Annotated in this window: 19 protein-coding genes; 7 read left to right on the plus strand and 12 right to left on the minus strand. The window is 71.0% G+C overall.

What is annotated here, in order from left to right; genetic code table 11:
* Positions 1-19 precede the first annotated feature (19 nt).
* Positions 20-883, minus strand: coding sequence for an alpha/beta hydrolase family protein (locus OG984_RS20330; protein ID WP_328528010.1), 864 nt, complete (start codon positions 881-883; stop codon positions 20-22).
* A 222-nt stretch (positions 884-1,105) separates the two neighbouring features.
* On the minus strand, positions 1,106-2,275 hold the full coding sequence (locus OG984_RS20335; protein WP_328528011.1) for a glycoside hydrolase family 19 protein: 1,170 nt from the start codon (positions 2,273-2,275) through the stop codon (positions 1,106-1,108).
* Between the two features lie 166 nt (positions 2,276-2,441).
* Here OG984_RS20335 and OG984_RS20340 point away from each other — a divergent pair, with 166 nt between their 5' ends.
* From OG984_RS20340 to OG984_RS20350, 3 genes are all read left to right on the plus strand, one after another.
* Positions 2,442-3,602 carry an ROK family transcriptional regulator gene (locus OG984_RS20340; RefSeq protein WP_328528012.1) on the plus strand — a complete coding sequence of 387 codons (1,161 nt, stop codon included), beginning with the start codon at positions 2,442-2,444 and terminating at the stop codon, positions 3,600-3,602.
* Positions 3,603-3,675: 73 nt separating this feature from the next.
* Positions 3,676-4,086 (plus strand): hypothetical protein, encoded by a 411-nt coding sequence (locus OG984_RS20345; protein ID WP_328528013.1) that lies wholly within the window; start codon positions 3,676-3,678, stop codon positions 4,084-4,086.
* Positions 4,083-5,708, plus strand: a complete 1,626-nt coding sequence (locus tag OG984_RS20350) for a multicopper oxidase family protein (protein ID WP_328528014.1) — start codon at positions 4,083-4,085, stop codon at positions 5,706-5,708. The genes OG984_RS20345 and OG984_RS20350 overlap by 4 nt, the downstream gene beginning before the upstream one ends.
* A 10-nt stretch (positions 5,709-5,718) precedes the next feature.
* Here the strand turns inward: OG984_RS20350 and OG984_RS20355 are convergent, their stop codons facing one another.
* From OG984_RS20355 to OG984_RS20370, 4 genes are all read right to left on the minus strand, one after another.
* Positions 5,719-6,105, minus strand: coding sequence for a DoxX family protein (locus OG984_RS20355; protein WP_328528015.1), 387 nt, complete (start codon positions 6,103-6,105; stop codon positions 5,719-5,721).
* Between the two features lie 89 nt (positions 6,106-6,194).
* Complete coding sequence (locus OG984_RS20360; protein WP_328528016.1) at positions 6,195-6,665, minus strand: carboxymuconolactone decarboxylase family protein; 471 nt, start codon at positions 6,663-6,665, stop codon at positions 6,195-6,197.
* Between the two features lie 73 nt (positions 6,666-6,738).
* Positions 6,739-7,620 carry a sigma-70 family RNA polymerase sigma factor gene (locus OG984_RS20365; protein WP_328528017.1) on the minus strand — a complete coding sequence of 294 codons (882 nt, stop codon included), beginning with the start codon at positions 7,618-7,620 and terminating at the stop codon, positions 6,739-6,741.
* A 130-nt stretch (positions 7,621-7,750) separates the two neighbouring features.
* Positions 7,751-8,116, minus strand: a complete 366-nt coding sequence (locus OG984_RS20370) for a DoxX family protein (RefSeq protein ID WP_328528018.1) — start codon at positions 8,114-8,116, stop codon at positions 7,751-7,753.
* 87 nt (positions 8,117-8,203) lie between these two features.
* On the opposite strand from OG984_RS20370, the gene OG984_RS20375 reads away from it, so the two are divergent.
* On the plus strand, positions 8,204-8,608 hold the full coding sequence (locus OG984_RS20375; RefSeq protein ID WP_328528019.1) for a winged helix-turn-helix transcriptional regulator: 405 nt from the start codon (positions 8,204-8,206) through the stop codon (positions 8,606-8,608).
* On the opposite strand, the gene OG984_RS20380 is transcribed toward OG984_RS20375, so the two are convergent.
* The 4 genes from OG984_RS20380 to OG984_RS20395 all read right to left on the minus strand — a co-directional run bounded on the left by OG984_RS20380 (position 8,609) and on the right by OG984_RS20395 (position 13,881).
* A complete protein-coding gene (locus tag OG984_RS20380; RefSeq protein ID WP_328528020.1) occupies positions 8,609-10,312 on the minus strand; it encodes a cation:proton antiporter in 1,704 nt (567 codons plus the stop codon).
* Positions 10,313-10,364: 52 nt separating this feature from the next.
* Positions 10,365-12,635: a heavy metal translocating P-type ATPase gene (locus tag OG984_RS20385; protein WP_328528021.1), complete on the minus strand. Its 2,271-nt coding sequence runs from the start codon at positions 12,633-12,635 to the stop codon at positions 10,365-10,367.
* A 75-nt stretch (positions 12,636-12,710) separates the two neighbouring features.
* Positions 12,711-12,917, minus strand: a complete 207-nt coding sequence (locus tag OG984_RS20390) for a heavy-metal-associated domain-containing protein (RefSeq protein WP_196876030.1) — start codon at positions 12,915-12,917, stop codon at positions 12,711-12,713.
* 43 nt (positions 12,918-12,960) lie between these two features.
* The gene (locus OG984_RS20395) at positions 12,961-13,881 is read right to left on the minus strand and encodes a hypothetical protein (protein WP_328528022.1); all 921 of its coding nucleotides are present in this window, start codon (positions 13,879-13,881) and stop codon (positions 12,961-12,963) included.
* A gap of 146 nt (positions 13,882-14,027) precedes the next feature.
* Here OG984_RS20395 and OG984_RS20400 point away from each other — a divergent pair, with 146 nt between their 5' ends.
* The 3 genes from OG984_RS20400 to OG984_RS20410 all read left to right on the plus strand — a co-directional run bounded on the left by OG984_RS20400 (position 14,028) and on the right by OG984_RS20410 (position 18,974).
* A complete protein-coding gene (locus OG984_RS20400) occupies positions 14,028-17,141 on the plus strand; it encodes an AfsR/SARP family transcriptional regulator (protein ID WP_328528023.1) in 3,114 nt (1,037 codons plus the stop codon).
* 58 nt (positions 17,142-17,199) lie between these two features.
* A complete protein-coding gene (locus OG984_RS20405) occupies positions 17,200-18,642 on the plus strand; it encodes an MFS transporter (RefSeq protein WP_328528024.1) in 1,443 nt (480 codons plus the stop codon).
* A 74-nt stretch (positions 18,643-18,716) separates the two neighbouring features.
* Positions 18,717-18,974: a heavy-metal-associated domain-containing protein gene (locus tag OG984_RS20410; RefSeq protein ID WP_328528025.1), complete on the plus strand. Its 258-nt coding sequence runs from the start codon at positions 18,717-18,719 to the stop codon at positions 18,972-18,974.
* Here OG984_RS20410 and OG984_RS20415 read toward each other — a convergent pair.
* Entirely contained in the window at positions 18,901-19,917 is a 1,017-nt protein-coding gene (locus OG984_RS20415; protein WP_328528026.1) for an FAD-binding oxidoreductase, read from the minus strand. The genes OG984_RS20410 and OG984_RS20415 overlap by 74 nt on opposite strands.
* Before the next feature lie 3 nt (positions 19,918-19,920).
* Positions 19,921-21,141, minus strand: coding sequence for a cytochrome P450 (locus OG984_RS20420; protein ID WP_328528027.1), 1,221 nt, complete (start codon positions 21,139-21,141; stop codon positions 19,921-19,923).
* Positions 21,142-21,281: the final 140 nt, after the last annotated feature.

Consider the following 21,281-nt stretch of genomic DNA (forward strand, 5'->3'; position numbering starts at 1 on the left):
TGGGGTCAGGACCGAGGGGTCAGTCCGGGCAGGTGTTGCGGTAGTCGGACAGGTAGATCGAGGACGGTGCCGGGCAGAGGAACTGCGAGTAGCGGGTGTCGTCGTCGACGTACCTCTTCAGCCAGGTGACGAACAGGCGCCCTTGCCAGTCGTCGTCGGTGTTGGCGATGAAGTGGTCGCCGTTGTTGATCTCGCCGTACGCCTTCTCCCGGGCCCCGGTCATCGAGGTGTAGAAGGGAATCGAGTGCGAGGCGACGGGCGCGACCGAGTCGTTCTCCGCGCCGATGATCATGGTCGGGATCTGGATGCCGGGCCAGGTCTTGTCGGTGTGCCAGGGCTGCAGCGCGACCGCGGCCTTGATCGAGGAGTCCTGGTTGGCCGCCGCGAGCGTCCCGCCTCCGCCCATGGAGTGGCCGGAGACCGCGATCCGGGTCTCGTCCAGTCGCGAGGCGACCGTCGAGGAGGCGCTGTTCTTCAGGTAGGAGACCGCCGCCAGGATCTGCGAGCCGCGGCTGTCGGGCTGGTCGTAGCGGGAGTTCGTGTCGATCGCGAAGACCACGAACCCGTGCGAGGCCACCCGGCGCGCGACCGAGGAGTAGGACGACGAGGAGGCCGTGTAGCCGGGGGCGAGGACGACACCGCCGAACGTCCCAGCAGTGGTGGAGGTGGGGTAGTAGATCGTGCCGCCGCCGAACCCGGTCACCAGCGAGGAGACCGAGGTCGAGGAGAGCGAGAAGGTGCCGTTGTCGAGGACGCTGGCGGACGTCGGGTCCGGCCCGCGCTCGTAGGGGCTCTCCGCCTCGGCCGGCGCGACCAGGCCGAAGAGGGGGAGCGTGACGGCCGCGGCGACCGCGGCGATTCGGAGAGTGAGTGATCTGAGCACCGAGCATGCTCCTTCGTCCATCCGGCCCCGGGCTGTCCGGGGTTCCGGTTGCTACTCGAAGGTAGGGGCGTCGGCGGGAACCCGGCACCGGCACAGAGGCAGAACCTGTTTGGGCGGCTGTCACAAAACAGAAACAAGCGGCGTACGCAGGTGGGGCTGCGTACGCCGCCGGTTTCTGTGCAGGGTGTGGCGTCAGCAGTGCTTATCGCTTCGGGCTCCGCTTCAGCAGTACAGATTCCCGCCCGGGTCGACCCCGAGCAGCGAGGTGACCTCGCGGTAGTTGTCGACGCGGCTCTGCACCTGGGCCGGGTTGCCGCCGTTGCACTCGATGGATCCGTTGATGGACCGGATGGTCTCGCCGAAGCCGGCTCCGTTGACCATCGCCGCGTGCGGGGTCATGGTGCCCGGGCCGTTCTGGGTGTTCCAGTACCAGAGCCCGGTCTTCCAGGCGACCGCCGGATCGGTGGCGACCAGGTTGGGGTTGTTCAGCAGGTCGATGCCGAGCGCGTCCCCGGCGGCCTTGTAGTTGAAGTTCCAGCTCAGCTGGACCGGACCGCGGCCGTAGTACTGGTCGTTGCCGGCCGGACAACCGTAGGGCTGGGACGTGTCGCAGTAGTGCGGGTAGTTGGCCTGGTTCTGCTCCACGACGTACTGCAGGTCACCGGTCTCGTGGGCGACGTTGGCGATGAACGCGGCCGCCTCGCGCTTCTGGGTCGCCTCGTCCCCAGCATTGGTGAACTCCGGATAGGCGCTGAGCGCCTCGACGAGCCCTGCGTACGTGTAGAAGGGGTTGCGGTTGGGGAAGAGCTGGTTGAACTGCGCCTCGCTGACCGGGAACTCTCCGGCCACCGGCGCCGGCGACTCCGGGTCGGTGGCGGTACCGCCGATGTTCACGTCGATGCAGGCGTAGAAGGCGTTCGCGGTGTCGGCGACGTTCCAGACCGCGAGCACCTTCTGCCGGCCGGTGAAGGACCCGAAGTCGACCTGGTGCTCGACGGTGGCCGGCGGCTGCGCGCCGCCGTCGTCGAACTCGGCGATCTTGGTGCCACCGATGAAGTACTGCCAGGTGCTCGTGCGGTGTCGGGCGCTCAGCGACCACCTGAAGGTCTGGGTCTTGCCCACGGGCGTGACCTGCCAGTTCTTCGAGTCGTCGTCGAGCTCGGCGAATCGGGTGTTGCCGCCGGAGCAGCTGGTCAGGCCCTTGGGGCCCTCGACGCTCTGCGGTTCGTACTTGATCTCCCCGCACTCCACGGTGCCGGCAGCACACTGCGCCTGCCGACTCGGGGGGTTCGAGATGTAGCCGTGCGCACTTGCGGGGCTCGTCGGCACCATGGCCAGGACGGGCGCCAGCAAGATCCCGCCGAGAACGGCGATCTTCGTTGTAGTACGCATTCCAAACTCCTTGAGGGGGTTGAGATGGATGGCGATCGAAGCCCCTACTGTAAGGTTCCTTTACAGTTACCGTCTAGACCCGGCGTGGACAGACACCGGTGGGAGCGCTGCAATTGTTAGGTTGGTTTTCCGTACGCCACCCTCACCCACGAAAGGAGCGCCGCCGATGTCGAGAGCACCCAAGACACACCTGATCCGCGACACCAACGACCGCGCGGCGCTCGACCTGATGCTCTCGAACGGACCGGTGACGAAGACCCGGCTCGGCGAGCTCGTCGGCCTCTCGAAGGTGACCGCCGGACAGCTGCTGACCCGGCTCGGTGAGCGCGGCCTGGTCGAGGTCGTCGGAGCGCAGCAGGGCGGTCGCGGCCCCAACGCGGCGCTCTACGGAGTGGTCCCGTCGTCCGGCTACGTCGCCGCCCTCCACATCGGGCCCGACCGGATCACCGCGTCGGTCGCCGACATCACCGGCACCGAGCTGGCCACCGGAGAGCTCGACCCCCATGAGGCCTCCGACCCGGTCGAGGCCGTGCGGGCCACCGTCGCCAACGCCACCCGGAGCGCCGGCATCACCATGACGCAGCTCCGCTGCCTCTCGATCGGCACCCCCGGGATGATCGACCCGCGCACCGGCGACTTCCGGTTCGCCAACGACCTGCCCGACTGGCGCACGGGCGTGCTCGAGGACCTCCGCCGCAGCTTCCAGCGGCCGATACTGATCGAGAACGACGTCAACCTGGCCGGGCTCGCCGAGCAGTCCGCCGGCGCGTCCCACGGCGTCAAGGACTCGGTGCTCGCCTGGATCGACCGCGGCCTCGGGCTCGCAGTGATCGTCGACGGCCGCCTCCACCGTGGCGCCGGCGGCGGCGCCGGCGAGATCGGCTATCTGGCGGTCCCCGGCGCCTCCACGCCGCACGGCACCGACAGCCCTCAGCACGCGGCCTTCCAGTCACTGGTCAGCGTCGAGGCCATGGACACCCTCGCCCGCGCGTTCGGGCTGAGCGGCGACGGTGTCGGATGCGTACGCTCCGCGGTCGAGGGCGACCCCGATGCCGAGCCGTTCCTCGACGAGCTGGCCCGAAGGCTCGCCCTCGGGCTCGCGGGCATCTGCGTGGTCCTCGATCCCGAGCTGTGCGTGCTCGCGGGCGAGGTCGGGCGCGCGGGCGGGTCGGTCCTGGCCGACCGCGTGCAGAAGGCGATCGCCTCCCTCGGCCCCAACGTCCCCACGGTCGTCCCCACCGAGATCTCCGGCGACCCGGTGCTCCGCGGCGCCCTGCAGATGGGCCTCGACACCGCCCGCGACGAGGTCTTCTCCAACCAGGGCTGACCCCGACGAGCGTGCTCCGGCGATCAGGGGAACGCCGGATGTCATATGTACCTCGGCTACATATCGTCGAGGGGTGACCCCAGAGATACGCCAACGTCGACCACGCATCAGCCTCTTCTGCTTCCGAGCCGTCGCGGTGCTGATCGCGCTCTTCGCGATCGGCCAACCGATCTTCATCGGCTCCTACTTCTCCGGCACCTTCGAGGCGCTGGGACTCCATTCCGCCGGGGCGGCGGCGCTGCAGGCGCTCGGCCTGCTCCTGCCGATCGCCGCCGGCGCCGTCGTCGCGATGCGCGGCCGCTGGTGGTTCCTCGTCTGGTCGGTCGTGCTGTTCCTCCTCATCCACGTGCAGGCGGTCCTCGGCTACACCCGGGTCCTCCAGCTGCACGTCCCGGTCGGCGTCCTCACCGTCGGGATCGCGGTGGCCCTCGCCATCGCCTCGCTGCGTCGCGGCGCCGGCAGCCCGCGGGAGGTCCGGCGATGAGACTCGGGCGACGCACCCTCCTCGGCGCCGGACTGGCGGCTCCGCTCGCCGCATCGCTGGCCTCCTGCGGCGATGCCCCCTGGCAGACCGGACGGATCCTGCGCAGCGCGGCGCGGCTGCCGAAGGCGTACGCCACGCCGTTGCCGTTGCCGCCCGTCAAGCGCCCCTCGGGCGGCCTGATCTCGATCGAGCAGCGCACTGCCTCGGTGGAGATCCTGCCCGGGCTGCGGACCGAGATGATGACGTACGACGGGGTCTTTCCCGGGCCGACGCTCGAGACCCGGCGCGGCCAGGCCGTGACCGTACGCCACACCAACTCCCTCGCGCTGCCGACGGCGACACATCTCCATGGCGGGCACACCCCCGCCGAGAGCGACGGCTGGCCGACGGATCTGCTGGTGCCGCCGGGGTTCGAGGCTCCTGCTCATCCTGCCGGGCACGAGAGCGGACACGGCGGCGGGCACGGGAGTGGCCATGGAGGCGGGCACGGAGGTGGCCATGGGGGCGGGCATGAGGCTATGGCCGACCCGGAGGCGCAGGTCAGAACCGGAAAACGGGACTACCGCTATCCGCTCGAGCAGCCCGCCACGACGCTCTGGTACCACGACCACCGGATGGACTTCACCGCCCCGCAGGTGTGGCGCGGCCTGGCCGGGTTCCACATCGTCCGCGACGACGAGGAGGACGCGCTCTCGCTGCCGCGCGGCGAGCGGGAGCTCCCGCTGATGATCGCCGACCGGGCCTTCGACGAGGACGGCGCGCTGCGCTACCCCGCGCTCGACCCGGAGCTTCTGCGTGAGCCCGGCGTCGAGGACCGCTACATGGCCGGCGTGCTCGGCGACGTCATCCTCGTCAACGGCGCCCCGTGGCCGGAGGCGGAGGTCGAGGCGGCGCAGTATCGGCTGCGGCTGCTCAACGCCTCCAACGCGCGCCGCTACGCGCTGACCCTGCGCACCGACTCCGGCACGCCTGTGCCGTTCACCCAGATCGGTTCCGACGGCGGACTGCTCGCCGCCCCCGTCGAGCACGACCAGATCACGATGGCCTCGGGCGAGCGGTTCGACGTCGTCGTCGACTTCCGCTCCCTCGCACCGGGCACGACGGTCGAGATGCGCAACGGTCTCGGCACCGGCCGGACCGCCCAGGTGATGCGGTTCCGGATCAACCGCCGCGCGACCGACGACGTCCGACTGGCCGATCGACTGGCCGAGAGGCTCGCCGACGTACCAGAGCCCGAGAAGCCCGACGGGGCAGTCGTCCGCAGGTGGCACTTCCGCCAGGCGAGCGTGCACGGTCGCCGCGGCTGGGGGATCAACGGCAAGCCGTTCGACCCGGCCGTCCCGCAGGCCCAGGTGCCGCTGGGCTCCACGGAGATCTGGGAGTTCTTCACCGACGCGCACCACCCCGTCCACGTCCACCTCTCGCCCTTCCAGGTCCTGCGCCGCGGCAACCGCGGCCCGGGCCCGATGGACCACGGTTGGAAGGACACCGTCGACGTACGTCCCTACGAGGCCGTCCGGGTCCGGGTCAGGTTCGAGAGGTACGCCGGCCGGTTCCTCATCCACTGCCACAACCTCGAGCACGAGGACATGGCGATGATGGCCGGTTTCGAGACGGTGTGACTCAGCCTGTTCAGCCGACGAAAGGTTCGACGGCGAAGCGGCCGATGGCCACGAAGGCGGTCAGGGCGAGGTAGGTCGCATCCCCCAGCGCGGCTTTGCGCTCGCCGCGGCGGATCCGCAGGATCGTGGCGCCGGTCATGATCAACACCAGGCCGCTGGCCGCCAGCGGTACCAGGATCGGCGCGATGTCGAGCACGGCGGGCAGGACCAGGCCCACGGCGCCGAAGATCTCGAGTGCTCCGATGGCCTTGAGGGTGCCGGGCCTGAAGTCGAGGACCCAACGCGCGGCGTTGCCCATCTCGGCCATCTTCTCCCGCGGGACGAACAGCTTCCCGAAGCCGGAGAGCAGGAAGACGGCGGCCATCAGGCCGGCGGTGATCCACAGTGCGATGTTCATGAGTCTTCTCCTGAGAACGATGTCTGTCTGCGAGGTGGCAGGCGCGGCGGACCCGAGAGCGGTCCGCCACGCCTGGAGGAATCGCCAGGTCAGGCGTACTGACCGGGCTGGTAGTCACCACCGGGCGTACGCGTGATCACGTTCAGCCGGTTGAAGGCGTTGATCACGCAGATCAGGGCGACCAGGGCCATCAGCTGGTCCTCGTCGAAGTGCTTCGCCGCGTTCGCCCAGGCCTCGTCGGTGACCCCGCTGGAGTCGGCGAGGCGGGTGCCCTGATCGGTGAGCTCCAACGCCGCGCGTTCGGCTTCGCTGTAGACCGTCGTCTCCCGCCACGCCCCGACGAGACTGATCCGCACGGCGCTCTCACCGGCGGCCGCGGCGTCCTTGGTGTGCATGTCGAGGCAGCCACCGCAGCCGTTGATCTGGCTGGCACGGATCTTCACCAGCTCCTGCAGCGCCGCCGGCAGCGTCGAGTCCGCGATGACCCTGTTCGACGAGATGATGTGCTTCGCGAACCTCGCACCGATCTCGTTGGCCATGGGGTTGATCCGGGTCTCCATCGTGAATCTCCTTCGTCTTCGGATGCTTGCACCACTACGACGAAGCCGGTCTTCACGAGGTAACAGCCCTGCCCTACGCGGGTCGAGGAGGCAGACCCATGGCGTCGAGGCGCCTGCGGTCGCTCACGGTCAGCAGTTCGACGATCCGGTCCTCGACCACGGTGCACGCCACCAGGCCGAGCACCTTGCCGCTGGCACCCCAGGCAACGAAACCGGGCTCACCGTTGACCCGGACCGGGAGCACGGACGTCATCGAGCGTGCGCCGCGCAGGACCGGTTCGGCCACCTCGGCCGCCCCGACCGTGGTCGTCACGCCCTGCGGGTGGAGCGTGCGCCAGGTCACCTGCGGATCGAGCACCGCGACGAGCCCTTCGAAGTCCCCGTTCCGTGCCGCGGCCATGAAGGCGTCGACCACCGCGCGCTGGCGCCGCGGCTCCTCCGCTGGCTGCGGTGTGCCCCGCACCTTCCGGCGTGCCCTGCTGGCGAGCATCTTGGAGGCGTCGGGGGACCGACCGATGATCTCGCCGATCTCGGCGAAGGGCACCGCGAACATGTCATGCAGGACGAACGCCACCCGTTCAGTGGGCGTCAGGGAGTCGAGCACCACCAGCAGTGCCGTCCCGACCGACTCGGCGAGCATCGCGTCGTCCTCGGGGGCGGCACCGTCGTCGACGGCCACCACGAGCTCGGGCAGACGGTCCTCGTACGACAGTGCCGGCCGAGACCTGCGCGATCGGAGCACATCGATGCAGACACGCCCCACCACGGTCGTCAGCCAGCCGGCCAGGTTGTCGATCGTGGCCTCGTCCTGCCGCGCCAGCCGGAGCCACGCCTCCTGCACCGCGTCCTCGGCGTCAGCCCTCGATCCGAGCATCCGGTAGGCGACCGCCACCAAGCGCTCGCGCTGCTGCTCGAAGGCCTCCGCCAGTGGTTCGTGAGGACCTGATCCGGTCATGTCGTTACCTTCCTCGCGGGAACTCCGTCATGGTGATGACGGGCCCGCAGGCGCCAAGGTAACCATCACGGCGGCGAGGTTCCACGGACCGACCTCCTCGGTTGGGCGGACACCTGGCTGGACATCACAGCTAGCGGCCGACGGCCAGGAACAGCGCGGCCAGGGCGACCAGGACCAGCACACCGTTGAGCCACAGGTCCCCGCGCTCTCCGCGCGAGAGATGGAAGATCCCGGCGAGCACCTGCACCAGTGCCAGCCCTCCCGCCGCCCAGATCGCCAGGCTGGGGGCGATGCCGGTCAGCGGCGGGAGGACGAGGCCGAGAGCGCCGGCCACCTCGACCACGCCGATGGCCCGGACGCCGGCCATCGGGATCGCCGTGCCGGCCCACCCCATCATCGGCGCCAGCTGCTCCTGGCTCCGAACGACCTTGATTCCGCCCGAGTAGAGGTAGAACACCGCGAGCAACCCCGCGACGATCCAGTACGCGACCACCATGTCGAACTCCTTGGTTACGATGAGTAACTAACCGATCGAGCACCCAGCATGGCCGGGTTTCGAGAGGCGTACAAAAGGCACATCGGTGTGCCTGAGAAGCGGCGGGAGCGGCACATGTCGGACTACGAGAAGGCCTGTCTGATCAGGGGTGACGGCGGGAGCGCGATCCGCGGCATCCTCGACCGCATCGGCGACAAGTGGAGCCTGCTGGTGATCGCCACGCTGGACGGCGGTCGGCTGCGGTTCGGCGATCTCAAGCAGCGCGTCCCGGGCATCTCGCAGCGCATGCTCACGCTCACCCTGCGCCATCTGGAGCGCGATGGGCTGGTGAGCCGCACGAGCTACCCCGAGGTGCCACCGCGGGTGGAGTACGAGCTGACCGGCATGGGCAGGACGCTCGTCGGCCCCGCGGTCTCCTTGGCCGAGTGGGCGATCCGCCACAACCCGCTCATCGACGAGAACCGACGCTCCTACGACGCTCGTCAGAACTGACTAGACCTCGAGCCGCTTCTCCATGTCGTCGAGGATGGACTCGACCCTCGCGTACGTGTGGGAGCTGTAGGCCCCGATGCTGCGCTCGGCGGCGAGCGCCTCGCGCATCGCGTCGAGGTAGCGCGTCTGCAGGATCATCGTCTGCTCCCTCACCGCCGGCCGCACTCGCGGTGCCTCCTGCACGCCCGCGAGCACCCGCGGGAGGATGCGGTCCTTGAGCTTCGTCACCAGCTGCGGGTCGATCGGCTCGCCGTCGATGGTCTGCGACTCGAGCGGTCCGAGGGTGTCGACGGCCGACTCGCCGACCTGGCGCAACAGGGCGCGGAATGCGTCGTGCCTGTCCTTGGCGCTCTCCGGGGAGAAGCGCAACCGGCGGATCAGGGCCGGGAGGGTGAGGCCGAAGAGCACGAGCGTGATGAGCGCAACCAGGAAGGCGGCGAGCACGACGGTCGCGCGGTGGGAGGTGCCGGCCGGGATGGTCTGGGCGGCGGCGACGGTGACGACCCCGCGCATGCCCGCCCAGCCTATGGTCAGGAAGCCGCGCCTGGTGATCGGCTCGCGCTCCTCGAAGTCGATGTCCGCCCGGCCCCGTGCCAGCCGGCGCCGGGCCGCGGTGATGCGGGCGTCCTCCCGGTCGTCGGCGGGGGTCAGCGAGTCGAGCTTCTCCTCGAACTGGTCCAGGCGGTTGCGTACCTCCTCCTTGCCCTCCTCCCGGTCCCGGAGCGCGGGCACGGCGAGGCCGGCGAACCGGAGCACGACCAGAAGGCCGACGACGAGCAGGACGAGCCCGGCCATCTCGCCCGGCGTGGACTCGCCCTGCGCCGCGTCGACGAAGTCGGGCAGCTGGTAGCCCATCGCCAGGAAGACGCCGCTCTCCAGGATGAAGTTGAACGTGGTCCAGGTCGTGGCCTGGGTCTGCCGGTCGCGCGCGCTGAACCGGCGGCTGCCGAGACCCCCGGTCACCAGCCCGGCGACGACGACGGCGAGCACGCCGGACGCGTCCAGCTCCTCGGCCGGGAAGTAGGCGATGAACGGCACCGCGAACGAGATCGTGGTGTTGAGCACCGGGTCGTCGAGCCGCTGCCGGAGCAGCACGGTCAGCCAGCCGACGAGACCTCCGATCACGAGCGCACCGAGCACCGCCCACCCGAACTCCAGCACCGTACGTCCCAGCGAGAACGAGCTCGCCGCCGCGATCCCCGCGACGGCCGTCCGGAGCACGACGAGGGCGGACGCGTCGTTGACCAGGCTCTCCCCCTCCAGCACCGTCATCACCCGCGGCGGCAGCCCGACCCGGCGCCCGATCGCCGTCGCCGCCACCGCGTCGGTGGGGCTCACGACCGCCCCGAGCGCGACCGCGAGCGGAAACGAGATGTCCGGGAACAGCCAGTGCACCACCGCCCCGATCACCAGCGCCGAGACGATCACCATCACCACCGAGAGCCAGCTGATCAGCCGGAAGTTCCGCCGAAAGTCGATCACCGGCAGGTTGACCGCCGAGGAGTAGAGCAACGGCGGCAGTACGCCGGCCAGGATCAGCTCCGGATCCAGCTCGATCTCCGGCGCACCCGGCAGATAGCTCGCCCCGATCCCGAGCCCCACGAGCAGCAGCGGCGCCGCCACTCCCGTACGCCGCGCGAACACCGACGCCGCGATCATGATCACCAGCGCCGCCCCGACGATCAACAACACCCGATGGTCCATGGTCAGGAGCCTAAGAGTGCGATCGGGGCGGAGCTGGGATCTGAGCCGGTGATCAGCGGAAGCGTCGCAGCCGGAGGCTGTTGCTCACCACGAAGACCGAGGAGAAGGCCATCGCGGCACCGGCGAGCATCGGGTTGAGCAGCCCGGCGACCGCGAGCGGGATGGCCGCGACGTTGTAGGCGAACGCCCAGAACAGGTTGCCCTTGATCGTGGCCAGCGTCTTCCGGGAGAGCCGGATGGCGTCGGCCGCGACGCGCAGGTCGCCGCGTACCAGGGTCAGGTCGCTGGCCTGGATGGCGACGTCGGTGCCGGTGCCCATCGAGAGGCCGAGGTCGGCCTGGGCCAGGGCCGGCGCGTCGTTGACGCCGTCGCCGACCATCGCGACCACGCGGCCCTCCTCCTGCAGCCGGCGGACGACGGCGACCTTGTCCTCGGGGAGCACCTCGGCGATGACAGTGTCCGCGGAGACCGGGATGCCGACCTCGGCGGCAACGCTCCGGGCGACCGTCTCGTTGTCGCCGGTGAGCAGGACCGGGGTCAGGCCCAGGCGCTGGAACTCAGCGATCGCGTCGGCCGAGGTCGGCTTGATCACGTCGTTGACGACCAGGACGCCGCGCGCCTGCCCGTCCCAGCCGACGGCGACGGCGGTACGGCCCTCGCTCTCGGCCTCGGCCATCGCGAGGGCGAGGTCGCCGGGAAGGTACTGGCTCCAGTCCTCCAGCAGCCGGACCCGGCCGACGAGGACGGCGTGGCCGTCGACGATGCCCTGCACACCCAGGCCCGGGACGTTGGCGAAGTCCTCGGCCGCGGGCAGGCTGCCGACGCGCTCCTCGGCCCCGGACGCGATCGCGCGGGCGATCGGGTGCTCGGAGGCGTACTCCAGGGCGCCGGCCAGCCGGGCGATCTCGTCGACGTCCTCGCCGGGAGCGGCGATCACGTCGGTCAGGGTCATGGTGCCGCTGGTGACCGTACCGGTCTTGTCGAGCACGATCGTGTCGATCCGGCGGGTGCTCTCGAGGACCTCCGGGCCCTTGATCAGGATGCCGAGCTGGGCACCACGTCCGGTCCCGACCATCAGAGCCGTGGGTGTGGCCAGACCGAGGGCGCACGGGCAGGCGATGATCAGCACCGCGACCGCCGCGGTGAAGGCGGTGGCGGCACCCGCGCCCGCACCGAGCCAGAACCCGAGGGTGATGGCCGAGAGGGCGAGCACGATGGGTACGAAGATCCCCGAGATCCGGTCGGCGAGCCGCTGCGCCGCGGCCTTGCCGGTCTGCGCCTCCTCGACCAGACGCGCCATCTGCGCGAGCTGGGTGTCGGCGCCGACCCGGGTCGCCCGGACGACGATGCGTCCGCCGGCGTTCACCGTGGCCCCCGTGACCGCGTCACCGGGGGCGACCTCGACCGGCACGGACTCACCGGTCAGCATCGCCGCGTCGATGGCCGACGATCCGTCCTCGACGATGCCGTCGGTGGCGACCTTCTCCCCGGGACGTACGACGAACAGGTCGCCGACGGCCAGCTCGTCGACCGGGATCCGGGTCTCGGTCCCGTCGCGCAGGACGGCGACCTCCTTGGCACCGAGCTCGAGGAGCGCGGTGAGCGCGGCTCCCGCGCGGCGCTTCGAGCGGGCCTCGAAGTAGCGGCCGGCGAGGATGAACGTGGTGACGCCGGCGGCCGCCTCCAGGTAGATGTTGCCGAGCCCGTCGGTTCGCTCGATCGTGAAGCTGAACGGGTGGGTCATGCCGGGCTCGCCGGCTGTGCCGAGGAACAGGGCGTACAGGGACCAGCCGAAGGCTGCCAGGGTGCCGATGGAGACCAGCGTGTCCATGGTCGCCGCGCCGTGACGCGCGTTGGTCCAGGCTGCCCGGTGGAACGGCGCAGCACCCCAGACGACGACCGGGGCGGCGAGCGTGAGCGAGAGCCACTGCCAGCTCTCGAACTGCCATGCCGGCACCATCGCCAGGAACACCACCGGGACGGTGAGCAGCGCCGAGATCAGCAACCGTCGCCGGAGGAGGGTGACCGGGTCCGTAGGGTCTGCGTCAGCGGCGGAGCCGCTCGACGGAGCCGTCTCGCGGCGAGGCTCCTTCGCGCCGTACCCGGCGCTCTCGACGGTCGCGATCAGTACGCCCGCGTCGATGTCGGTCTGGTCCGCGGCGACGGAGATCTTCGCCTTCTCGGTCGCGTAGTTGACGGTGGCGGCCACACCGTCGAGCTTGTTGAGCTTGCGCTCGATGCGGTTCGCGCACGACGCGCAGGTCATGCCGTTGATCTCGAGCTCGAAGTCGGTGGTGGGTGCAGAGGTTCCGGAGACGGTCATCAGGTGTCCTTCGGGTGGGTGGATCGGCGTACGCGCCGGCTCCCCGTTCCCAGGAAGGGGGAGCCGGCGCGGGTCTCAGCCGGCCAGCTGGTAGCCGGCCTCCTCGACCGCGCGCTGAACCTGCGCGGGGTCGAGCTCGTTCTCGGAGGTGACGGTCACCTGGCCGGTGGCCAGGTCGACGTCGACGGAGGAGACGCCCGCGATCTGGGTGACCTCCTCCTTGACGGAGCTGACGCAGTGGCCGCAGGTCATCCCGGAAACGGTGTAGGTGGTGCTGCACATGGTGCTTTCCTCTCTCTGTGGTGGACCCTGCTCAGGCAGGGGGTCAGTGGGCCTCTGCGACCGCGGTGAAGGCCGCGGTACGCACCTCGCCGGCGTGCTGGAAGTCGAGGAACAGGCGGTACGTCCCGGCCGAGGGCACCTCGGCCGAGAAGGTGATCTCCGGGCCGGGCTCGGTGCGCCCGTCGCCGGGGGCTCCTTCGGGGTGGACGTGGAGGTAGGCCAGGTCGCCGTCGCGGAGCGCGACCAGGTGGCCGTACGCCTCGAGATAGGGCTCCAGGTCGGTGACGGGCTCGCCGTCCTTCGTCACGGTCAGGGTGAGACGCGAGGTCTTCCCGGCGACCAGGTGACCGTCCAGGTCCACCTGGTAGGGGCTGATCGTGCTGGTGGTGGCGGCCGGCGCCAACGCCTGCGGCTCGTAGGGGCCGGCGACGAACAGATCCTGCCCCAGCGTGAGCCCCTCGTCCTCGGTCGCCGGCTGGAAGTCGGCGAAGACGCGGTAGGTCCCGGCCTCGGTGAGATCGGCGTCGACCGACCACGTGCCGTCGGCGGCCATCACCGGGTGCACGTGCTGGAAGGTGGACAGGTCGCGGCGTACGACGATCAGGTGCAGCTTCTTGCCGTGGGCGGTCTCGAACCGGGTCACCGGCTCGCGGTCGGCGCCGAGGATCCGGAACCGCAGCGTGGCGGCGGCCGCGCTCTCGTAGCGGTCCTCGACGAGGTCGAGCGTGTAGCCGGCCTCGCTGACGTTGAGCCCGGTGGCCTCGGGCGCCTTCTTCGTGTCGTGCCCGGCGTGACCACCGTGGCCGGCCTGGCCACCGTGGCCGCCGCTCGCGGCCTCGTGCTCCTGATGGGTCCGGCGCTCCGGCTCCTCGATCGGTCCGACGGAGGCGCCGACGGCGGAACCCAGGCCGCCGAGGGCAACGACGGCTCCGGCGAACACACCGACCTTGACGATGGCGTTCATGTGATCTCTCCTGGCTCGAATCTCGATGACTCTCGTTGACGTGCCAGAGGTTGCTCGGGCGATCTGTCTGCGTACTGTCCCGGCGTTGTCGGGCCCGGACAGATATCCGCTCGGCGGTCCGTGCCGGCTCTGACTACGCTTTGGCTGTGCTGCCGACCCCGACCTCGCGTGACATCCGATTCGGGCTGCTCGGCCCGTTCGAGGCGACGGTCGACGGTGAGGCCGTCAAGGTCCCCGGCTCGGCGGAGCGGGCGCTGCTCGCGGTGCTGCTCCTGGCACGGGGGCGGATCGTGCCGGCGTCCGCCCTGATCGACCGGCTGTGGGCCGACGCGGCGCTGCCGGCCGACCCGCTGAACGCACTCCAGCTCCGCGTCTCCAAGCTGCGCCGGGTGTTCAAGTCCGTCGGGCTCGACCTGCTGCAGCGCGACGGCGGTGGGTATCGGGCGGCGGTCGACCCCGGCAGCCTCGATGCCGAGGCCTTCGAGCGACGGATCCGCGAGGTCCGCGCATCGGTCGCCGGGTCCGGGAACCCGACCGAGGAGGATCTGGCCACCTACGACGAGGCGCTCGGGCTCTGGCGCGGAGACGCGCTCGCCGACTTCGCCACCGAGCCGTGGGCGGTGCCCGAGTCGGTGCGGCTGGAGGACCTCCGTAGGACGGCGTACGCCGAGCGTGCCCAGATCGCGCTGTCGCTGGGCCGCCATGCCGAGGTCGTCACCGATCTCGAGCCGCTGCTGCGTACCGACCCCACCCATGAGGCCATGGCCGGTCTGCTGATGGTCGCGCTCTACCGCGCCGGCCGACAGGCCGACGCCCTCGAGGTCTTCACCCGCACCCGGAAGACGCTGGACGCCGACCTCGGTCTCGAGCCGTCGGCCTCGCTGCGGTCGCTCCACGAGCGGGTGCTCCGGCAGGACCCGTCGCTCGGCTCCTCCGGCGAGGTCACCCTGTCCACCCCTGCGACCGCTCCCCACCGCGCCCGGTCCGGAGCGCAGCTCTCCAACCTTCCGGCGGACCTGACCCCGCTCGTCGGGCGCGAGGAGCTGATGGAGGCCCTGAGCGAGCAGGCCGGCACCTCCCGACTGACCACCCTCGTCGGCCCCGGCGGCTCCGGGAAGACCGCCCTCGGCCTGCACGCCGCCCACGCGCTCGCCGACCGGTTCCCGGACGGCACCTTCCTCGTCCGCCTCGCCGCGATCCGGAGCCGCGAGCACATCGTGCCGGCCGTCGCCACGGCGGTGGCGATGCCGCAGGACGGTTCGGCCATCGACCTCCAGACGCGGCTGGTCGAGTTCCTCGCCGACAAGCACCTGCTCCTGGTCATCGACAACTGCGAGCACCTCGTCGACCCGGTCGCGACGCTGGTCGAGCAGCTGCTGACCCGCTGTCCGCAGCTCACCGTCATCGCCACCAGCCGCGAGCCCCTCGCCCTGCCGAGCGAGGTGCAGACCCTCGTCGGGCCGCTCCCGACACCGCTCGAGGACGACGACCCCGAGACGACCGCGTCGTCGCCATCGGTGCAGCTCTTGGTCCGCCGGATCGCGACGGTCGTGCCCGGGGTCGAGACCGACCCGGAGGCGTACGTCGCGCTCGGCCGTATCGCCCGCGCGCTCGACGGCATGCCGCTGGCGCTGGAGCTCGCCGCGGCCCGTGCGTCCGCGCTGTCCCCCAGCGACCTCGCCGACCGGCTCGACCAGCGGTTCACGCTGCTCACCTCGGGACCTCGCACCGCGGAGGAGCGTCAGCGCACGCTCCGCGCGACCGTCGACTGGAGCTACGACCTGCTCGACGACCTGGAGAAACGCGTCTTCGAGGGGCTCGCCGTGTTCCACGGCGGCTGGACCCTGACCGCCGCCGAGCAGGTCCTCGCCGACGACGACACCGACCCGAGCCAGGTCATCCACGCGGTCGGCCGGCTGGTCGAGCAGTCCCTGATCGTCGCCGAACGCGGCCCGGTCACCCGCTACCGGATGCTCGAGACGCTACGCGAGTACGCCGCCGACCGGCTGGCGAGCACCGGCCGGGGCGACGCGCTGGCCACCCGGCACGCGCACCACTTCGCCCAGGTCGCGGAGCGGTCGGCGCGGGCGCTGCGCGGTCAGGGCGACCCCCGCGCGCGGAACCTCCTGGTCGACGAGCAGGCCAACGTACGATCGGCCATCGCCTGGCTGGAGGGCCCGGCCGGCGGCCCTTCGACAAGCTCAGGACATCGCATCGACGCCGCACTGCGGCTGGCCGGCCACCTCGGCCTCTTCTGGCACCAGGGCCGCCACCTCGAGGGGCGCCGGATCCTGCGTCGCCTCCTCGAGCAGGACCGCGGGACGCCCGCCGCGCGGGCGGCTGCCCTGCAGGCGGTGTCGCTCGTCGAGCGACCCCGGGCATGCGTCGTCCACCCCCATCCACGCTGCGCCGAGGCGGCCCGCGAAAGCCTGGCGATCTTCACCGAGGCCGGCGACGCCGACGGAGCTGCGGTCTCCCAGGTGCTGCTCGCCGTCGAAGGCGTCAACGGGCACGACCAGGAGGCGCCGGCACTCCTGGATGCCGCCGAGGGATGGTTCCGCGACCGCGGCGACCGCTGGGGGCTCGCGGTCGCCGGGTTCGTCCGGCTCGAGACCGCCCTCAAGGCCAGGGACGAGCCGACGGCGACGCGGCTCGGGCGGGCCACCGCGGCCGAGTTCCGTCACCTCGACGACCCCTGGGGCCACAGCGCCGTCCTGTACCACCTCGGCTACGGCCTGCGGCACTTCGGACGCCTGCGGGAGTCGGCCCGCACCCTCGAGCAGGCGATCGACGTGGCCGCCTCCGCCGGCATCCACAACACCGTGCAGTGGGCCCTCGCCGACCTCGGGATCACCCACCTGGGCCTGGGGGACCTCGAATCGGCCGAGGACGCGTTCCGCCGTGCGGAGCTGGCATCGCGCCACGTCGGCGACCGGGCCGGGTCGATCCTGGCGGCGTACGGACGTGGCCGGCTCGCCGAGCGTCAGGAGGACTGGTCGACGGCCATCGATCTGCTCTCGACCGCGATCCAGGGCTTCGAGACGCTGCAGACGCCCGCGATGACGGCGAAGGCGACGCTCGCACTGGCCCGGTGCCACGAGCAGCTGTCCGAGACGGAAGCGGCGGCGGAGCGCTACGACGAGGCCCGGACCCTCGGCCTCGCCGCCGGGGAGGCCGCCCTCGCTGACCAGGCGAGCGAGGCGCTGGCCCGGCTGAACGAGTCCCGGACGGACGGCGGCCGGACAGACCAGGGACAGTGACTCCGGACAGGTTCTCTCTCACGCGGCCGGACGGCCGCCCTGACGAAAAGAGAGAACCATGTCTTCCACAGCATCCCCGGCGGCGGGTGCCAACAGCCGCCGCTGGCTCGCCCTCGGCCTCATCGCCGCCGCCCAGTTCATGGTCATCATGGACACCTCCATCATCGGCGTCGCCCTTCCGGAGATACAGCGTGATCTCGGCTTCGCCCCGCAGGACCTCAGCTGGGTGTTCAACGCCTACGTGGTCGCCTTCGGCGGCCTCCTCCTGCTCGGCGGCCGGCTCTCCGACCTGCTCGGCGCCCGCCGGATCTTCGCCATCGGCTGGCTGGTCCTCGGCGTCGGCTCGCTCGTCGCCGGACTGGCCGACACCGGCGCCGTCGAGATCGCCGGCCGCGCCGTCCAGGGCGCCGGATCCGCGCTCATCGCACCCTCGGCGCTGACGCTCCTGTTCATGAACTTCGGGGCCAACCCGAAGGAGCTGACCAAGGCGCTCGCGCTCTACGGCGCGGCTGCCCCGGCCGGCGGCACGGCCGGCGTGTTCCTCGGCGGTGTGCTCACCGAGTACCTGTCCTGGCCGTGGGTCTTCTTCATCAACATCCCGATCGCCCTCGTCGTCCTCGCCCTGACGCCGGGCACGATGCCCGCCGGCACCGCGCAGCGCGGTCGCATCGACCTGCTCGGCGCGCTGACCGTCACCCTGGGTCTCGCCGCGGTGGTCTTCGCGGTCGTACGTGTGCCCGAGGTCGGCTGGGCATCGCCCAGCACGCTCGTCGCCGGTGCCGTCGGCATCGCCCTGCTCGTCGCGTTCGTGGCCCTGCAGGCCGGCTCCTCGGCGCCGCTCATGCGCCTGGGCATCTTCAAGGCCCCGAACCTGGCCGCCGCCAACATCGCCCAGCTGCTCCTCGGCGCCGCCTGGATCCCGATGTTCTTCTTCATCAACCTCTACCTCCAGCAGGTCCTCGGGCTCGGCGCCTTCGCGTCCGGCGCGGCCCTGCTGCCGATGACGGTGACGATCATGCTCGGCATGGTCGCCGTCGCCCCGCGGCTGACCGCGGCGTTCGGACCGAAGGCGATGACCGTCAGCGGCCTCATCGTCCTCGGCCTCGGCCTGGTCTGGCTCTCCCGGATCGACGCCGACGGCAGCTTCGCCGTCGACGTCCTCCCGGCGACGCTGGTCACCGCTGCAGGCATGGCGCTGGCCTTCATCCCGTCGCTGAGCACGGCGCTCGGCGCTGCCGCTCCTGAGGAGGGTGGCCTCGCAGCCGGGATCGTCAACACCAGCTACCAGGTCGGCTCCGCGCTCGGGCTGGCAGCGATGACCGTCGTCGCGGCCGCGTACGGATCCGACCAGGTCGGTGACCTGGCCGCCACGACCGACGGCTTCTCGGCCGGGTTCCTCGGCGCGGCAGGCATCGCCCTCGCCGGTGCCGTCGTCACCGGGATCGGCTGGAAGCCGGTCCGCACCGAGACCGCGGCCGAGTCGGTCCCCGCCGGCCGCTAGCCCGTCCGACTCCGTCGTGGCCCCGGATCCGTCCGGGGCCACGACGGCACTGCGAGACCACCAAGGAGACCGCCATGCAGACCATTCAGCTGTACGTCGAGGGCATGCGCTGCCCTCGATGCGTCCGTGAGGCCACCGCCCGGCTCCGGGATCTCCCCGGCGTCGCCATCCTCACCGCCGACCGCGAGACCGGCGAGATCACCGTCACCGGAGACGTCTCCGCCACCGACCTGCTCGAGGCGCTCGCCGGCAGCAGCTTCACGGCGCAGGTGCGTCCGCGGCCGCGAACTTCTCGCGGTGGATCAGCCGCGGCGCCATCCGCCGGCGCTTGAACGCCTTGACCCCGGCCTCGACCATCGGCGGCGGGCCGCAGAGCCAGCCGGACCAGCCACGGGCACTGGCCACGTCCTCGACGAAGGCGTCGGGGGCGTAGCCGTTGCGGTGGCCCGGCACGGACTCCCGGGAGAGCACGGTGACGTAGCTGAAACCCGGATAGCCGGCGGCCAGCTCCTCGAGGCGGTCGGCGTCGTAGAGGTCCGCCTCGACGCGTACGCCGTGGTAGAGCACCACCACCCGGTCGGGGTGACGTTCCAAGGCGGTGCGGGCGATGCCGAGCAACGGCGCCAGGCCGGTGCCGCCGCCGATGAGCACCATCGGCTCGCCCGCGTCCTGGTCGGCGTCGGGTACGTGGAAGTCACCGAGCGGGCCACGCACCTCGACCCGGTCACCGACCCTCACCGGCCCGAAGAGCCACTCGCTCGCCACGCCGCCGGGGACCCGGCGTACGTGGAGCTCGAGGACCTTGTCCTCCTCTGCCGTGTTGGCGAGGGAGTACGGCCGGCGCTCGGAGGTGCCGGGGACGAGCAGCTCGACGTACTGTCCTGCCGAGAACGCGAGCGGTTCCTCGAGGCCGAGCAGGACCCGCCGGGTGTCCCGGGCGATCTCCTCGACCGCGATGATCGTCGCGGTGAGGTCGCGGAGCACATGCGTCGTACGTCCCGTCTCCGAGCCCCGCAGCGCGACCTCGGTCTCGGCGAGCGGCCGGGCCTGGCAGGCCAGCGCCAGCCCGGCAGCACGCTCCTCCGCGGTCAACGTGTCGAGCGGGGACTCACGGTGGTCCACCTCGCCGCAGACGACCTGCAGCTTGCAGGTGCCGCAGGTGCCCTGGTTGCAGGAGTTCGGCATCCAGATGCCGGCCCGGAGGAACGCCTCGAGGATCGACTGGTCCTCGGTGCACTCGACACGGCGGCCGGCGACGCTGATCGCGGCGGGCACGGTTCAGACCTCCCAGGTGCAGTGCAGGCTGGTCGGACCGCGGAATCCCCAGCCCCAGAACTCCACGCCCTCGCCGGTGTCGCGCTCCAGGTTGGGGATCGCCTCGAAGAGCTCCTCGAGCCCGATCCGCATCACCTGGTTGGCGTAGTAGATGCCGGCGCAGGCGTGGTTGCCGGCGCCGAAGGCGAGGTGCGGCAGCGGCGGCCGGTGCAGGTCGTACTCGGTGGGAGCGTCGTACTTTCCGGTGTCGTGGTTGGCGGAGCCGTAGGAGAGGATCACCGGGGTGCCGGCGGGCAGGTCCACGCCGGCGATCGTGACCGGCTTGGTGCTGATCCGCGCGGTCGCCGACCAGATCGGCGAGGTCCAGCGCATGCCCTCGGAGATGGCCCGCGGCAGCAGCGACGGGTCGTCGACGACCTCCTCCAGCTGCTCGGGACGGCTGAAGAGCCCCACCAGCGTGGAGGCCATGCCGTGGCCGGGCTCCTGCATCGCGCCGAGCAGGTAGACGTAGATGGTGGGGTAAATGTACTCGCGGGCACGGGTCTTGCCCGGCGGCATGCCGTCGTGGAGCCAGTGGGAGATGGCCGTGTTCTCCGGGTGCTCGATCCAGCGGTCGATCAGCGGGTCGACGACCTCCTGGATCTCCGCCCGGGCCTCGTCACCCGGGGTGAACCCCTCCGGGTTGGTGAACTCCCCGTTCTCGTCGACCGCGGCGTTGGTGAACGAGACGCTCAGCTTGTGGAACCACTCGCGGAGCTTGTCGGAGGAGACCGACTGCAGCCCGAGCAGGTCGCCGAGCGAACGCACCGAGACCGGCTCGCAGAACTCGGCGACGAGCTCGGCGCTGCCGCGGTCCTCGAACTGCTCGACGTAGCTCCGGGCGATCGGGCGCACCAGGTCGTCGACCCAGCTGTCGACCTCGGCCGGCTGCAGCTGCGGCTCGACCATGCCGCGCAGGTCGGCGTGGATATCGCCGTTGACGCCGATGATCGCGGGGTGGCCGAAGGTGCGCCCGCCGGCCGGGGTGATCACGGCCTCGAAGTCGGGGCTGGTCGCGACCTCGCGGCAGATCTCCGCGGTGGAGGCGACGTACGACCCGAGGACCGGGACGAAGGCGAGCGGTGCCTCGCGGCGGAGACGTTCGTAGGTCGGGTAGGGATTCCGCTCGAGGTCGCTCATCGTCACGTCGTCGAGCCAGGACAGGTCCTGCTGGGTGGTGGTCATCGGGTGCTCCTCGAAAGGCTGAACGGGTCGGCACTGAGATCCCGAAGTTAGGTGCGTCACAGCAGACCAGCGACACGGATTGCGCGGTCTCGGCACCGGATGCGCGACCATTTTGTGACGGACGTCTCAGGTAGACTCCG

It is taken from the genome of Nocardioides sp. NBC_00368 (genome assembly GCF_036090055.1).
Taxonomy (GTDB): Bacteria; Actinomycetota; Actinomycetes; order Propionibacteriales; family Nocardioidaceae; genus Nocardioides.

Excerpts from the sequence above, each read along its gene's own strand:
- OG984_RS20335 (WP_328528011.1), bottom strand. The coding sequence starts at position 2,275 with ATGCGTACTACAACGAAGATCGCCGTTCTCGGCGGGATCTTGCTGGCG.
- OG984_RS20340 (WP_328528012.1), top strand. The coding sequence starts at position 2,442 with ATGTCGAGAGCACCCAAGACACACCTGATCCGCGACACCAACGACCGC.
- OG984_RS20350 (WP_328528014.1), top strand. The coding sequence starts at position 4,083 with ATGAGACTCGGGCGACGCACCCTCCTCGGCGCCGGACTGGCGGCTCCG.
- OG984_RS20355 (WP_328528015.1), bottom strand. The coding sequence starts at position 6,105 with ATGAACATCGCACTGTGGATCACCGCCGGCCTGATGGCCGCCGTCTTC.
- OG984_RS20360 (WP_328528016.1), bottom strand. The coding sequence starts at position 6,665 with ATGGAGACCCGGATCAACCCCATGGCCAACGAGATCGGTGCGAGGTTC.
- OG984_RS20365 (WP_328528017.1), bottom strand. The coding sequence starts at position 7,620 with ATGACCGGATCAGGTCCTCACGAACCACTGGCGGAGGCCTTCGAGCAG.
- OG984_RS20370 (WP_328528018.1), bottom strand. The coding sequence starts at position 8,116 with ATGGTGGTCGCGTACTGGATCGTCGCGGGGTTGCTCGCGGTGTTCTAC.
- OG984_RS20380 (WP_328528020.1), bottom strand. The coding sequence starts at position 10,312 with ATGGACCATCGGGTGTTGTTGATCGTCGGGGCGGCGCTGGTGATCATG.
- OG984_RS20385 (WP_328528021.1), bottom strand. The coding sequence starts at position 12,635 with ATGACCGTCTCCGGAACCTCTGCACCCACCACCGACTTCGAGCTCGAG.
- OG984_RS20390 (WP_196876030.1), bottom strand. The coding sequence starts at position 12,917 with ATGTGCAGCACCACCTACACCGTTTCCGGGATGACCTGCGGCCACTGC.
- OG984_RS20395 (WP_328528022.1), bottom strand. The coding sequence starts at position 13,881 with ATGAACGCCATCGTCAAGGTCGGTGTGTTCGCCGGAGCCGTCGTTGCC.
- OG984_RS20405 (WP_328528024.1), top strand. The coding sequence starts at position 17,200 with ATGTCTTCCACAGCATCCCCGGCGGCGGGTGCCAACAGCCGCCGCTGG.
- OG984_RS20410 (WP_328528025.1), top strand. The coding sequence starts at position 18,717 with ATGCAGACCATTCAGCTGTACGTCGAGGGCATGCGCTGCCCTCGATGC.
- OG984_RS20420 (WP_328528027.1), bottom strand. The coding sequence starts at position 21,141 with ATGACCACCACCCAGCAGGACCTGTCCTGGCTCGACGACGTGACGATG.